Origin of the sequence: Paraburkholderia sp. UYCP14C, from assembly GCF_004197395.1 — a bacterium.
Classification (GTDB): Bacteria; Pseudomonadota; Gammaproteobacteria; order Burkholderiales; family Burkholderiaceae; genus Paraburkholderia.
In genome coordinates this window covers 62,658-76,727 of sequence record NZ_SELS01000019.1, presented here as the reverse complement: position 1 = coordinate 76,727, position 14,070 = coordinate 62,658, and the positions used below count along the sequence as shown (strand labels likewise).

The window sequence follows — 14,070 nt, the reverse complement described above, 5'->3', positions numbered from 1 at the left end:
CTGTTCGTCGATGAGCCGCGAGCGCGGCCGGAGCTTTGCCGTGGCGTTCAGTGTCAACCGCGCTTCATTTCATCGAGCGCCAGATTGAGCTTCAGCACATTCACGCGCGGCTCGCCGAACACGCCGAACTGGCGGCCCGTCGTGTAGCGCTCGACGAGCGCCTGCACATCGCTCGGCGCGAGGTGGCGCGCCTGCGCGACCCGCGCGAGCTGGTACTCGGCGGCCGCCGGACTGATCTCCGGATCGAGCCCGCTGCCCGACGACGTGACGAGATCGACCGGCACCGGCTTCGACATGTCGGTGCCCGCGGCCTTCAGCGCGTCGAGACGGCCCTTGATCTCGTCGAGCAGCGCCGGGTTGTTCGGCCCGAGGTTCGAACCGCCGGAGCTCTGCGGGTTGTACGGCATCGGGCTCGTCGCCGACAGCCGGCCCCAGAAATACTGGGGCGCGTCGAACTGCTGGCCGATCAGCGCCGAGCCGACCACCTTGCCGTTCTGCTCGATCAGGCTGCCGTTGGCCTGTTCATGGAACGCCGCCTGGCCGAACGCGGTCATCACGGCGGGATAAGCGAGTCCGGTGAGCGCGGTCAGCACCGCGAAGATCACGATCAGCGGACGGAACAGATTTTTCATGATGGGTCTCTTTCCCTTTTCCTCAATCTCAAACCCAGCCGAACGCGGCCAGCACCATATCGATCAGCTTGATGCCGATGAACGGCACGATGATCCCGCCGAGGCCGTAGATCAGCAGATTGCGGCGCAGCAGGATCGCGGCGCCTAGCGCGCGATAGCGCACGCCCTTCAGCGCGAGCGGAATCAGCAGCACGATGATCAGCGCGTTGAAGATCACCGCCGACATGATTGCCGAGGTCGGCGTCGCCAGATGCATCACGTTCAGCGCATTCAACGCCGGATACGTCGACGCGAACGCTGCCGGGATGATCGCGAAGTACTTGGCGACGTCGTTGGCGATCGAGAACGTGGTCAGCGAGCCGCGCGTCATCAGCATCTGTTTGCCGATCTCGACGATCTCGATCAGCTTGGTCGGATTCGAATCGAGGTCGACCATGTTGCCGGCCTCTTTCGCCGCCTGCGTGCCGGTGTTCATCGCGACCGCGACGTCGGCCTGCGCGAGCGCGGGCGCGTCGTTGGTGCCGTCGCCGGTCATCGCGACCAGACGCCCTTCGGCCTGATGCGCGCGGATCGTCGCGAGCTTCGTTTCGGGCGTCGCTTCGGCGAGGAAGTCGTCGACGCCCGCTTCGGCCGCGATCGCCGCGGCGGTCAGGCGGTTGTCGCCCGTCACCATCACGGTCTTGATGCCCATCTTGCGCAACTCGGCGAAGCGCTCCTTGATGCCGCCCTTCACGACGTCCTTCAACTCGATCACGCCGAGCACGCGCGCGCCCTGCTCGCCCTTCTCGGCGACCACGAGCGGCGTGCTGCCGCGGCGCGCGACATCGGCGACCGCATTGCTGACGTCGGTCGGGAAACGGCCGCCGTTCGCTTCGACGTAGTGCTTGACCGCATCGGCCGCGCCCTTGCGGATTTCACGGCCATGCGTGCCGGCGGGAGTGCCCGGGGGAGACAGATCGACGCCGCTCATGCGGGTCTGCGCGGTGAACGCGAGAAACACCGCGTGCAACGAGCCCATATCGCGCTGACGGATATTGAAGCGCTGCTTCGCGAGCACGACGATGCTGCGGCCTTCCGGCGTTTCGTCGGCGAGCGACGACAGCTGCGCGGCATCGGCGAGCGCTTCTTCGCTCAGACCCGGCGCGGGAATGAACTGCGACGCCTGGCGGTTGCCGAGCGTGATCGTGCCGGTCTTGTCGAGCAGCAGCACGTCGACGTCGCCGGCCGCTTCGACCGCGCGGCCCGAGGTCGCGATCACGTTCGCCTGCATCATGCGGCTCATGCCGGCCACGCCGATCGCCGACAGCAAACCGCCGATCGTGGTCGGGATCAGGCACACGAGCAGCGCGGCAAGCGCCGTGATCGTCACCACGTGGCCCGCTTTCGCGGCTTCGACCGAGAAGATCGAGAACGGCAGCAGCGTCGCGGTGGCGAGCAGCATCACGATGGTCAGCGCGACGAGCAGGATGGTCAGCGCGATTTCGTTCGGCGTCTTCTGACGCTTCGCGCCTTCGACCATCGCAATCATGCGGTCGAGGAACGCCTCGCCCGGGTTCGCCGTAACACGCACGACGATCCAGTCCGACAGCACGCGCGTGCCGCCCGTCACCGACGAAAAGTCGCCGCCCGACTCGCGGATCACCGGCGCCGATTCACCGGTGATCGCCGATTCGTCGACCGACGCGACGCCGTCGATCACTTCGCCGTCGGCCGGAATCACGTCGCCGGTCTCGACCAGCACGACGTCGCCTTTGCGCAGATCGGTCGCGGTCGTGATGCGGATCGGCGACTTCGGATGCGGCTCGTTGAGCTTCTTGGCCATCACGTCTTTCTTCGCGCTGCGCAGCGACGCGGCTTGCGCTTTCGAGCGGCCTTCGGCGAGCGCCTCCGCGAAGTTCGCGAACAGCACCGTGAACCACAGCCACAGCGTGACCGCGAGAATGAAGCCCGCGGGCGCCTCCGCCTGACCGCCGAGCGCGGCGATCCACAGAATGGTGGTCAGAATGCTGCCGACGTACACGCAGAACATCACCGGGTTGCGAAACTGCGTGCGCGGCGTCAGCTTTTTAAAGGAGTCCACGATCGCCGGGCGCAGCAGCGCCGGGTCGAACATGGACCTCGTAGCGTTATGTTCAGTCATTGAATCCTCGAATATCCTTGTGCGCTTGCAGGCTTGCCGCGTGCAAGCGCCGGTTCGGTCGTTGGTGTCGTTGATCGAGGTCGCGCGTCAATGCACGCCGATCATCATCAGATGCTCGACGCCGGGACCGAGCGCGAGCGCCGGGACATAGGTCAGCGCGCCGACCAGCAGCACCGTGCCGAGCAGCAGCACGACGAACAGCGGTCCGTGCGTCGGCAGCGTGCCGCCGGTGACGCCGATACGTTTCTTCGCGGCGAGCGAGCCCGCGATCGCGAGCACCGGCACGATCGTGCCGAAGCGACCGAACCACATCGCGATCGCGGTGAGCCAGTTGTAGAACGGCGTATTCACCGAGAGCCCCGCGAACGCGCTGCCGTTGTTGTTCGCGGCCGAGCTGAACGCGTAGAGAATCTCGGAGAAGCCATGCGCGCCCGGGTTCGCGATGCCGGCCTTGCCCGCATCCGTGAGCACCGCGATCGAGGTGCCCACCAGCACGAGCAGCGGCGTGAGCAGCACCACGATCGACACCATCTTCATCTCGTAGGCCTCGATCTTCTTGCCGACATATTCAGGAGTCCGCCCGATCATCAGTCCCGCGACGAACACCGCGAGCAAAGCGAACACCAGCATCCCGTACATGCCGGAACCGACGCCGCCGAAGATCACTTCGCCGAGTTGCATCAGCAGCATCGGGTACAGGCCGCCGATCGGCGTCAGCGAATCGTGCGTGTTGGCGACTGCGCCGCACGAAGCCGCCGTGGTCGCGACCGTGAAGATGCCCGACTGCGCGATACCGAAGCGCGTTTCCTTGCCTTCGGCATTGCCGCCCGCCTGCAGCGCGTTGGCCGACTGATCGACGTTGAGCGCCGTGAACGCGGGGTTGCCGCTTTGCTCGGCGCTGATCTCGCCGAACACGCAGACACCGAACGCGATCGTCATCGCCGCGAGCACGGCCACGCCTTGCCGGCGGTCGCCGATCACGCGGCCGAACACGAGCGCGAGCGCCGCCGGGATGATCAGGATCGAGAAGATCTGCACGAAGTTCGAGAACGGCGTCGGGTTTTCGTACGGATGGGCGGAGTTGCCGTTGAAGAAGCCGCCGCCGTTGGTGCCGAGCATCTTGATCGCTTCCTGCGATGCGACCGGGCCCATTGCGATGGTCTGCGTCTTCACGGGCGTATCGACCGTCACCGGATTGCCCTTCGCGTCCTTCACCGGATTGCCTTGCGCGTCGAGTTTCGGCGCGGCGTAGGTGGTGGTCTGCAGCGTCGGCACGTCCTGATAGGCCTTGAAGTTCTGGATCACGCCCTGGCTCATCAGCAGCGCGGCGATGATCATCGACATCGGAATCAGCACGTACATCGTCACGCGCGTGATGTCGACCCAGAAGTTGCCGATCGTCTGCGCGGTATGACGCGCGAAGCCGCGGATCAGCGCGATCACGACGACGATGCCGGTTGCCGCCGAAAAGAAGTTCTGCACGGTCAGGCCGAGCATCTGCGTCAGATAGCTGACCGTTTGCTCGGGCGTGTAGTCCTGCCAGTTCGTGTTGGTCACGAAGCTGACCGCGGTGTTGAACGCGCTGTCGACCGACATCGCGCCGAACTGCTGCGGATTGCCCGGCAGCCACCCTTGCACACGCAGCAGCACATACAGGAATGTCATGCCGAACACGTTGAACGCGACCGTGGCGATCGCGTAGTGCTTCCAGCCCATTTCCTGCGATGGATCGACGCCGGCGATACGGTACAGCAGCCGTTCGAGCGGCGCGCCGAAGCGCACCACGCGCGAGCTGCCGTCCATCACGGCGCCGAGATAGCTCGCTACCGGCACGGCAGCGGCCAGTAGCACGACGATAAAAAGGCTCGCCTGCAGGACATCGTTCGTATTCATTCAATGTCCTCCGCGCGCAGCAGCGCATACACCAGATAAACGAACAGCAGCGCGGTGGACGCGCCGGCCAGCCATAGCATCCAGGTCATCAGCGCGCTCCCTGTCCGCGACGGAACTGCATCAGCTTCTCGCAGCCGCCGATCAGCCCAAAGGTCAGCACGGCAAACAGCGCCAGGCCCCCGACATACAGCACATCCATTTTTGTTCCCCATTTACGGATTTTGGATAGATAGAACGGTATGCCGATCCGCCTAAAGGGCTGGTCAAAGATCACGGGGCGCGCGTAAAAATCGCGTAAACGGACAAGGCCGTTTCATCTCGCGATGAAACGGCCTTGACTGGATGGATGGCGGTTAGCGCAGTCTGGGGCCGCGCTGTGATTTTTTACGGCAGCAGGATCGTCGAGCCCGTCGTGCGGCGCCCTTCGAGGTCCGCATGGGCCTGCCCGACGTCCGGTAACGCATAGCGCTGATTGATGCTGGTCTTGACCTTGCCCGAACTCAGCACGTCGAACAGTTCGGCCGACATCGCCTCGTAGTCGCTGCGTTTGGCCATATAGGTGAACAGCGTCGGGCGCGTAAAGAATAGCGAGCCGCGTCCCGCGAATTCCGACGAATCGATCGGCGGCAGCGGACCCGACGCGTTGCCGAAGCTCACGAACAGGCCGAGCGGCGCAAGACAGTCGAGCGACTTCTCGAAGGTGTCCTTGCCGATCGAATCGTAGACGACCGGCACGCCCGCGCCGTTGGTGATCTCGCGTACGCGCTTCGTGAAGTTTTCGCGCGTATAGACGATCGCGTGATCGCAGCCGTGCGCTTTCGCGATCTCGGCTTTTTCGTCGGAGCCGACCGTGCCGATCACCGTCGCGCCGAGCGCCTTCGCCCACTGGCACACCAGCAGACCGACACCGCCCGCCGCGGCCTGAATCAGGATCGTGTCGCCGGCCTTCACCCGATACGTGCGGCGCAGCAGATACTGCGCGGTCAAGCCTTGCAGCATCACCGACGCGGCCTGCTCGTCGCTGATCGCGTCGGGCAGCTTCACGACCTGCGCGGCCGGCAGCACGCGCTCCTGCGCATACGCGCCGGGCGGCCGCGCGACATAGGCAACCCGATCGCCGAGCTTCAGACCGGTCACGCCCGAACCGAGCGCGCTGACCTCGCCGGCCGCCTCCATGCCGAGACCACCCGGCAGCGGCAACGGATACAGACCGGTGCGGAAATACACGTCGATGTAGTTGAGGCCGACCGCCGTCTGGCGGATGCGGATCTCGCCCGCGCCGGGCTCGCCCACCTCGACGTCGACCCATTTCATGACTTCGGGGCCGCCGGTTTTGTCGAAACGGATTGCCTTGACCATCATGTCTCCTTGTTCTGTACGGATAGGGGCGCGGCGACCCGCGTGCTCACGCGTCGCCGGACAGGCGCAGCCTCAGCGCGTCGAGCACCATGCGCGCGGTCGAAATGTTCGTCGCGCACGGAATGTTGTGCACATCGCACGCGCGCACGAGCGCATTGATGTCCGGCTCGTGCGGCTGCGGCGTCATCGGGTCGCGCAGGAAGATCACCATGTCGACGCGCCCTTCGGCAAGCTGCGCGCCGATCTGCAGGTCGCCGCCGTGCGGGCCCGACAGCATGCGCTCGACCTTGAGGCCGTGCGCATCGCTGATGCGTCCGCCGGTCGTGCCGGTCGCGACGATCTCGCAGCGCGCGAGCGTGTCGACGAATTCGCCGGCCAGTTTGACGATGTCGTCCTTCTTGTGATCGTGCGCGATCAGCGCAATGCGGGTGCTCATGACGTAAGACTCCTCAAACCGTTGTGACTATCGTTGTTGTGGTGGGACGCGTGTCGTTTGCGAGCGGCGGATCGGTACTTCGTGCCCCGTGCTCAGTACGTGCCCGGATAGGCGCCGCCGTCGATCAGCCAGTTCTGCCCGGTGATGTAGCCCGCGTGCGTGCTGCACAGGAACGCGCAGGCGCGGCCGAATTCTTCGCGATTGCCGAAGCGCCCGGCGGGGATCGTCTTCATGCGCTGCTTGCGCGCTTCGTCGATCGAAATGTTGTGGGTCTTCGCCTGCGCCTCGAACGTGACCGCGATGCGGTCGGTGTCGAACAGGCCCGGCAGCAGGTTGTTGATCGTCACGCCGGTCGGCGCGACCTTGCGCGCGAGACCCGCGACGAAACCGGTCAGCCCGGAGCGCGCGCCGTTCGACAGACCGAGCACGTCGATCGGCGCTTTCACCGCGGAGCTCGTGATGTTGACGATGCGCCCGAAGCCGCGCGCGCTCATCGTGTCGATGGTCTGACGGATCAGCTCGATCGGCGTCAGCATGTTGGCTTCGAGCGCGCGGATCCAGTCCTCGTGCGTGAAATTGCGGAAATCGCCCGGCGGCGGGCCGCCCGCGTTGTTGACGAGGATGTCCGGCTGCGGGCAGGCGGCGAGCGCGGCGGCGCGTCCTTCGGGCGTGGTGATGTCGCATGCGACGGTCTTCACCTCGACGCCGCTTTGCTTGCGGATCGCCTCGGCGGTTGCTTCGAGCGTTTCGGCGGTGCGCGCGACGATCGTCAGGTTGACGCCCTCGGCGGCGAGCGCTTCGGCGCAGCCGCGTCCCAGACCCTTGCTGGCCGCGCAAACGAGCGCGGTACGTCCTGCGATTCCCAGATCCATGTGTATGCCCTCGTGGCGAAGTTTCCCCAGATTCTAGAAGAATCGGTGCCGGACTGTGGGGCGCCGCTGCAATCTCAGGTATCGCCGGGCGGCACTCTTTCGGTAAACTTGCGCGGTGGCGCGCTTTTCCGACCCTCCGCCCGGTTTCCGGCGGCGGACGAACCGACGGATGAGCGCGCCGAACCGATCCACCTTGCCGCCCCGCGCGAGCCCGCCATGACCCAGGACAGCCGTTTCCCCAATCTCTTCATCCTCGATCACCCGCTGATCCAGCACAAGCTGTCGCACATGCGCGACCGGGACACGTCGACGCGCACGTTCCGCGAACTGCTGCGCGAAATCACGCTGCTGATGGGCTACGAAATCACCCGCAACCTGCCGATGACCACACGTCGCATCACCACCCCGCTCGTCGAGATCGACGCGCCGGTGATCGCCGGCAAGAAGCTCGCGATCGTGCCGGTGCTGCGCGCGGGCGTCGGCATGTCGGACGGTCTGCTCGAGCTGGTGCCGTCGGCGCGGGTCGGCCACATCGGCGTGTATCGCGCGGAGGACCATCGGCCGGTCGAATACCTGGTGCGTCTGCCGGACCTCGAAGACCGCGTGTTCATCCTCTGCGATCCGATGGTCGCGACCGGCTACTCGGCCGTGCACGCCGTCGATGTGCTCAAGCGCCGCAACGTGGCCGCCGAGAACATCATGTTCCTCGCGCTCGTCGCCGCGCCCGAGGGCGTGCAGGTGTTCCAGGACGCGCACCCGGACGTCAAGCTGTTCGTCGCGTCGCTCGATTCGCATCTGAACGAGCATGCGTACATCGTGCCGGGTCTCGGCGACGCGGGCGACCGCCTGTTCGGCACCAAGAACTGATATGGCGCGGGCGGCCCGGCGGCGCCGCTGGCCCAAAGCCGGCCCCGCCCGGGACCGCATCCGGCCGTCGCGGCGACGCATCCGCGCCGCATCCATTTCAATTTCGCTTCGATTTCGCTGCATTTGCGGCCGGTTTCGCGCCGTGGCCCCCTCTGCCGCACCCACGCGGCGTGATAAAATTCGAATCCGCTCGACGAGCGGCTCGACCCGCACGATCACTCGCACCCACTGTCTGCAATTTCGACTGGCGGCCCGCGCCTTCGCATCAGGTCATGCGGCGCCTGGCCGCGCAAGCTGTCCGCCCCCCACCGCGCTGCCGCCCTGCGGCCCCGCCTGGGCAGCGGTCATGCATGAACCGGGACGAACGCCTGGCGACGGGCAAGCATGGAGCGACGGGCGGGAACGGCCAGACCGAGATCGGCGGCACAGGCGGCCGCCCAGACGGGCCCACCCGAGCAACGAGCACGAGCGGCCGGCAGCCTTTCACCTGACGGTTTGGGATCGGCACACAACAGGCGAGGCGCAACACGCGAGGCGCCCGACATTGCAACGACAATTGCACTATGCGTGCGCCCCGCTGGCGCGCGCGACGGAGAAAAGTATGGCGGGTCATTCGAAATGGGCCAACATCAAGCATAAGAAAGCAGCGGCCGATGCCAAGCGCGGCAAGGTCTGGACGCGGCTCATCAAGGAAATCCAGGTCGCGGCCCGTCTGGGCGGCGGCGAAATCGACTCGAACCCGCGTCTGCGGCTCGCGGTCGACAAGGCGTACGACGCCAACATGCCGAAAGACAACATCAACCGCGCGATCCAGCGCGGTGTCGGCGGCGCGGACGGCGCGAACTACGAAGAAATCCGCTACGAAGGCTACGGCATCGGCGGCGCGGCGGTGATCGTCGACACGATGACCGACAACCGCACGCGCACGGTCGCGGAAGTGCGCCACGCGTTCTCGAAGAACGGCGGCAACATGGGCACGGACGGCTCGGTGTCGTTCATGTTCGATCACGTCGGCCAGTTCCTGTTCGCGCCCGGCACCGCCGAAGACGCGCTGATGGAAGCCGCGCTCGAAGCGGGTGCCGACGACGTCCAGACGAACGACGACGGCAGTATCGAAGTGCTGTGTCCGCCGCACGATTTTTCGAAGGTGAAGGCTGCGCTCGAAGCAGCGGGCTTCAAGGCCGAACTGGCCGAAGTCACGATGAAGCCGCAGAACGAAGTGGAATTCACCGGCGACGACGCCGTGAAAATGCAGAAGCTGCTCGACGCGCTGGAAAATCTGGACGACGTGCAGGAAGTCTATACAAACGCGTCGATCGCCGGCGAGTGATAGCGCGCCGGACTCTGGCCTCGTTTGTCCTTGCTGTTGATGGTTTATTGCACGGCCGGGTACACCGCTCGGCCGTTTATGGTTTTTAAGTCTCGGGGATTCACATGAAGTTACTCGTCGTCGGTTCCGGCGGTCGCGAACATGCGCTCGCATGGAAGCTCGCGCAATCGCCGCGGGTCCAGCTCGTCTACGTCGCGCCGGGCAACGGCGGCACCGCTCAGGATGAGCGTCTGCTCAACATCGACATCACCGAGCCGGCCGCGCTCGCGGATTTCGTCGAAAAAGAACAGATCGCGTTCACGCTGGTCGGGCCGGAAGCGCCGCTCGCGGCAGGCATCGTCAACCTGTTCCGCTCGCGCGGTCTGAAGATCTTCGGGCCGACCAAAGAGGCCGCCCAGCTCGAAAGCTCGAAAGATTTCGCCAAGGCGTTCATGAAGCGCCACGGCATCCCGACCGCCGAATACGAAACCTTCGCCGACGTCGCCGCCGCGCACGCGTATCTGGACGCCAAGGGCGCGCCGATCGTGATCAAGGCCGACGGCCTCGCCGCCGGCAAGGGCGTGGTGGTCGCGCAAACGCTGGAAGAAGCGCACGCCGCGGTCGACATGATGCTGTCGGACAACAAGCTCGGCGACGCCGGCGCGCGCGTCGTGATCGAGGAATTCCTCGCCGGCGAGGAAGCGAGCTTCATCGTGATGGTCGACGGCAAGCACGTGCTCGCGCTCGCGTCGAGCCAGGATCACAAGCGTCTGCTCGACGGCGACCAGGGCCCGAACACGGGCGGCATGGGCGCCTACTCGCCCGCGCCGATCGTCACGCCGCAGCTGCATGCGCGCGTGATGCGCGAAATCATCCTGCCGACCGTGCGCGGCATGGAGAAGGAAGGTATCCGCTACACCGGCTTCCTGTACGCGGGCCTGATGATCGACGCGCAAGGCAACCCGAAGACGCTCGAATTCAACTGCCGGATGGGCGACCCCGAAACGCAGCCGATCATGGCGCGCCTGAAGGGCGACTATTCGAAGGTGGTCGAACACGCGATCGCCGGCACGCTGGATACGGTCGAACTCGAATGGGACCGCCGCACCGCGCTCGGCGTCGTGCTCGCCGCGCACAACTATCCGGACACGCCGAGGAAGGGCGACCGCATCAACGGCATCCCCGCCGAAACCGCGGATTCGGTCACGTTCCACGCCGGCACCACGCTGGCGGACGGCAAGCTGACCACCTCGGGCGGGCGCGTGCTGTGCGTCGTCGGTCTCGCGGATTCGGTGCGCAGCGCGCAATCGGCCGCATACGGCACGATCAACCAGATCGCGTTCGACGGCATGCAGTATCGCCGCGACATCGGCTATCGCGCGCTCAATCGCAAGCACGACGGCAAGTAAGCGGCGCTTGCGCCGGCCGCCGTGCGAACGGCGCCGCGCGCGCCGCGGGCTGCGCACTGCCGGGGCCACAGGCGCCGCATTGCGGGTCCGCGGGTCCGTTGTACGACGCGCGCTACACTGAATCTTTCGCGCTCGGCGCGGCAGACGGGCCCGGAGCCCGCGAATCGACCGAAGCGGCACGCCGCCTCCCACATTCGCCTTCGGCACCCACGCAATCCGAATGAGCGGTCCGGACACGAAGGCAGCCAGCCAGCCTGAGGCGAACGCGGCCATCACCCTCTTTCGAAGAACCCGCGGCACGACGAGCGTGCCGCCCTCAGCACCTGCATTCATGAGCAATTCGAGCTACGACGCACAAGCCGTGCGCAGCTGGCTGCAAGGCCTGCAATCGCATATCGCGGACACGCTCGGCGCCTTCGACGGCACCGCGTTCGCGACCGACGCGTGGCAGCGCGCGCCCGGCGAGAAGCTGCGTGGCGGCGGCGTCACGCGGATTCTCGAAGGCGGGCAGTTCTTCGAGCGCGCGGGCATCGGCTTCTCCGACGTCGCCGGCGACGCGCTGCCGGGCTCGGCGAGCGCCGCGCGGCCGCAACTGGCCGGGCGCGGTTTCGAGGCGATGGGGGTGTCGCTCGTGCTGCACCCGCACAATCCGCACTGCCCGACCGTACACATGAACGTGCGCCTGCTCATCGCGACGAAGGAAGGCGAAGAGCCGGTGTTCTGGTTCGGCGGTGGCATGGACCTGACGCCCTACTATGGCTACGAAGAGGACGCACGGCATTTCCATCAGGTGTGCCGCGACGCGCTCGCGCCGTACGGCGCGGACCTGTACCCGCGCTTCAAGCGCTGGTGCGACGAGTACTTCTTCCTGAAGCACCGCAACGAGCCGCGCGGCATCGGCGGGATTTTCTTCGACGATTTCTCGGCGCCGGGCTTCGACGAGTCGTTCGCGATGCTCAAAAGCGTCGGCGAGGGTTTTCTGAAAGCGTACATGCCGATCATCGAGCGGCGCCGCGACACGCCGTACGGCGAAGCCGAGCGCACGTTCCAGGCCTACCGGCGCGGCCGCTACGTCGAGTTCAATCTGGTCTTCGACCGTGGCACACTGTTTGGACTGCAGAGCGGCGGACGCACCGAATCGATCCTGATGTCGATGCCGCCCGTGGTGAACTGGCGCTATGACTGGCAGCCCGAGCCGGGCACGCCGGAAGCGCGTTTGTACAGCGACTTCCTCGTGCCGCGCGAGTGGGTATGACGCGCCCGGTCACGACAAAGGATCCTCACCTGAAGCCGAACGCTCATCCTGTCGCCCTGCCTCGCCGGATCGGTCTGCTGGGCGGCACTTTCGATCCGATCCACGACGGCCATCTCGCGCTCGCGCGGCGCTTCGCCGACGTGCTGCGGCTGACCGAACTGGTGCTGCTGCCGGCCGGCCAGCCGTGGCAGAAGACCGACGTGTCGCCCGCCGAGCATCGCCTCGCGATGACGCGCGCGGCGGCCGCATCGCTCGCGATTCCCGGCGTGACGGTGCGCGTCGCGACCGACGAAATCGAGCACGAAGGTGCGACCTACACGGTCGACACGCTGCAACGCTGGCGCGAGCGCGAAGGCGACGACGCATCGATCACGCTGCTGATCGGCGCGGATCAACTGGTGCATCTCGACACATGGCGCGACTGGCGGCGCCTGTTCGAGCTTGCGCATATCGGCGCGGCCACGCGGCCTGGCTTCGACCTCGGGTCGGTCGCCCCCGCGGTCGCCAAGGAAATCGCCGCGCGCCGTGCCCGCGCCGAGGTGCTGCAGGCTACGCCCTGCGGCCATCTGCTGATCGACACGACCCTCGCGTTCAACGTATCGGCCACCGACATTCGCGCGCATCTGCGCGAGCAGGTCAACCAGCGGCTCGCCCACGCGGGTGCGGGCAGCGCAACACAGGATCAGTCCGCGAGTCACGTCCCCGCCGCGGTGTGGGACTATATTCTTCAACATCATCTGTACCACCGGTAACTCCATGGATATTCGCAAACTGCAGCGCGTAATCGTCGACGCTCTCGAAGACGTCAAGGCGCAAGACATCAAGGTGTTCAACACCAGCCATCTCACCTCGCTGTTCGATCGCGTGATCGTCGCGAGCGGCACCTCGAACCGGCAAACCAAGGCGCTCGCGTCGAGCGTGCGCGAAGGCGTGAAGGAAGCCGGCGGCGAGATCATCAGCACCGAGGGCGAGGACATCGGCGAATGGGTGCTGGTCGATTGCGGCGACGCGATCGTCCACATCCTGCAGCCGGCGCTGCGCCAGTACTACAACCTCGAGGAAATCTGGGGCGACAAGCCGGTGCGCATCAAGCTGTCGACGCCGAATCCGTTCGGCGGCGCGCACGCCAGCGACGACGACGAGGAAGAAGAGGAAGCGCCGGCCGCAAAGCCCGCGCGCAAGACCTCGGCGCGCCGCAAGTAAGCGGGCGTGTCAGCCACACCGCTTCTTTCCTCGCGATGAAACTGCATATCCTCGCCGTCGGCCACAAGATGCCGGACTGGATCGCGACCGGCTTCGACGAATACGCGAAGCGCATGCCGCCCGAGCTGCGCATCGAGCTGCGCGAGATCAAGCCGGAGCAGCGCTCGTCGGGCCGTTCGGCCGAAAGCGTGATGGCCGCCGAGCGGCAGAAGATCGAAGCCGCGTTGCCGAAGAACGCGCGCATCGTCGCGCTCGACGAACGCGGCAAGGACTGGACCACGATGCAGCTTGCTGGCGCTTTGCCGGGCTGGCAGCAGGACGGCCGCGACGTCGCCTTTCTGATCGGCGGCGCGGACGGGCTCGATCCCGAGCTGAAGTCACGGGCCGATATGATGCTGCGCGTGTCGAGCCTCACGCTGCCGCACGCGATGGTGCGCGTGCTGCTGGCCGAACAGCTTTACCGCGCGTGGACCATCACGCAGAATCATCCGTATCATCGCGCGTGAGTGCTGGAGCCGGGCACGGCGACGCCTGGCATCCGTTCCCTGCTGAGCGCGCATCGCGGCTGCTCTGCTCGATGCGCGTGAACGTATCGCCGCGACTTCATGCGATGATGCGCCGCATCCATTGATCGCATCGATGCGATCGCGTCGCCGGGTCGACATCGCCCTGCCCACTCCTGCACGCCCCCACGC

Annotated in this window: 15 protein-coding genes; 7 read left to right on the top strand and 8 right to left on the bottom strand. The window is 66.1% G+C overall.

All coding sequences use genetic code 11. From position 1 onward, the window contains the following. Positions 1–53 precede the first annotated feature (53 nt). From kdpC to EVC45_RS19060, 8 genes are all read right to left on the bottom strand, one after another. Positions 54–632 carry a potassium-transporting ATPase subunit KdpC gene (kdpC, locus tag EVC45_RS19095; protein WP_129959602.1) on the bottom strand — a complete coding sequence of 193 codons (579 nt, stop codon included), beginning with the start codon at positions 630–632 and terminating at the stop codon, positions 54–56. A gap of 28 nt (positions 633–660) precedes the next feature. Then, positions 661–2,772 carry a potassium-transporting ATPase subunit KdpB gene (kdpB, locus tag EVC45_RS19090; protein WP_129959601.1) on the bottom strand — a complete coding sequence of 704 codons (2,112 nt, stop codon included), beginning with the start codon at positions 2,770–2,772 and terminating at the stop codon, positions 661–663. Between the two features lie 87 nt (positions 2,773–2,859). Further along, positions 2,860–4,665: a potassium-transporting ATPase subunit KdpA gene (kdpA, locus tag EVC45_RS19085; RefSeq protein ID WP_129959599.1), complete on the bottom strand. Its 1,806-nt coding sequence runs from the start codon at positions 4,663–4,665 to the stop codon at positions 2,860–2,862. Next, positions 4,662–4,754 carry a K(+)-transporting ATPase subunit F gene (gene kdpF, locus EVC45_RS19080; RefSeq protein WP_013088901.1) on the bottom strand — a complete coding sequence of 31 codons (93 nt, stop codon included), beginning with the start codon at positions 4,752–4,754 and terminating at the stop codon, positions 4,662–4,664. The genes kdpA and kdpF overlap by 4 nt, the downstream gene beginning before the upstream one ends. After that, positions 4,754–4,864, bottom strand: a complete 111-nt coding sequence (locus EVC45_RS19075) for a potassium ABC transporter ATPase (protein ID WP_129959723.1) — start codon at positions 4,862–4,864, stop codon at positions 4,754–4,756. Before EVC45_RS19075 ends, kdpF begins: the two co-directional genes overlap by 1 nt. Before the next feature lie 185 nt (positions 4,865–5,049). Further along, positions 5,050–6,024, bottom strand: coding sequence for a quinone oxidoreductase (locus tag EVC45_RS19070; RefSeq protein WP_129959721.1), 975 nt, complete (start codon positions 6,022–6,024; stop codon positions 5,050–5,052). Positions 6,025–6,070: 46 nt separating this feature from the next. After that, the gene (locus EVC45_RS19065) at positions 6,071–6,460 is read right to left on the bottom strand and encodes a methylglyoxal synthase (protein WP_129959597.1); all 390 of its coding nucleotides are present in this window, start codon (positions 6,458–6,460) and stop codon (positions 6,071–6,073) included. 92 nt (positions 6,461–6,552) lie between these two features. Beyond that, positions 6,553–7,332 (bottom strand): SDR family oxidoreductase, encoded by a 780-nt coding sequence (locus tag EVC45_RS19060; protein ID WP_129959595.1) that lies wholly within the window; start codon positions 7,330–7,332, stop codon positions 6,553–6,555. A 216-nt stretch (positions 7,333–7,548) separates the two neighbouring features. Between EVC45_RS19060 and upp the strand changes: the two genes are divergently transcribed. From upp to rlmH, 7 genes are all read left to right on the top strand, one after another. Beyond that, a complete protein-coding gene (upp, locus tag EVC45_RS19055; RefSeq protein ID WP_062126416.1) occupies positions 7,549–8,199 on the top strand; it encodes a uracil phosphoribosyltransferase in 651 nt (216 codons plus the stop codon). A 601-nt stretch (positions 8,200–8,800) separates the two neighbouring features. Further along, positions 8,801–9,529 carry a YebC/PmpR family DNA-binding transcriptional regulator gene (locus EVC45_RS19050; RefSeq protein ID WP_129959593.1) on the top strand — a complete coding sequence of 243 codons (729 nt, stop codon included), beginning with the start codon at positions 8,801–8,803 and terminating at the stop codon, positions 9,527–9,529. A gap of 104 nt (positions 9,530–9,633) precedes the next feature. Beyond that, positions 9,634–10,917 (top strand): phosphoribosylamine--glycine ligase, encoded by a 1,284-nt coding sequence (gene purD, locus EVC45_RS19045; protein ID WP_129959591.1) that lies wholly within the window; start codon positions 9,634–9,636, stop codon positions 10,915–10,917. A gap of 331 nt (positions 10,918–11,248) precedes the next feature. Further along, complete coding sequence (gene hemF, locus EVC45_RS19040) at positions 11,249–12,172, top strand: oxygen-dependent coproporphyrinogen oxidase (protein WP_129959589.1); 924 nt, start codon at positions 11,249–11,251, stop codon at positions 12,170–12,172. Next, positions 12,169–12,924 carry a nicotinate-nucleotide adenylyltransferase gene (locus EVC45_RS19035; protein WP_129959587.1) on the top strand — a complete coding sequence of 252 codons (756 nt, stop codon included), beginning with the start codon at positions 12,169–12,171 and terminating at the stop codon, positions 12,922–12,924. Before hemF ends, EVC45_RS19035 begins: the two co-directional genes overlap by 4 nt. Before the next feature lie 4 nt (positions 12,925–12,928). After that, complete coding sequence (rsfS, locus tag EVC45_RS19030) at positions 12,929–13,375, top strand: ribosome silencing factor (protein ID WP_129959585.1); 447 nt, start codon at positions 12,929–12,931, stop codon at positions 13,373–13,375. A 35-nt stretch (positions 13,376–13,410) separates the two neighbouring features. After that, entirely contained in the window at positions 13,411–13,881 is a 471-nt protein-coding gene (rlmH, locus tag EVC45_RS19025) for a 23S rRNA (pseudouridine(1915)-N(3))-methyltransferase RlmH (RefSeq protein WP_129959583.1), read from the top strand. Positions 13,882–14,070: the final 189 nt, after the last annotated feature.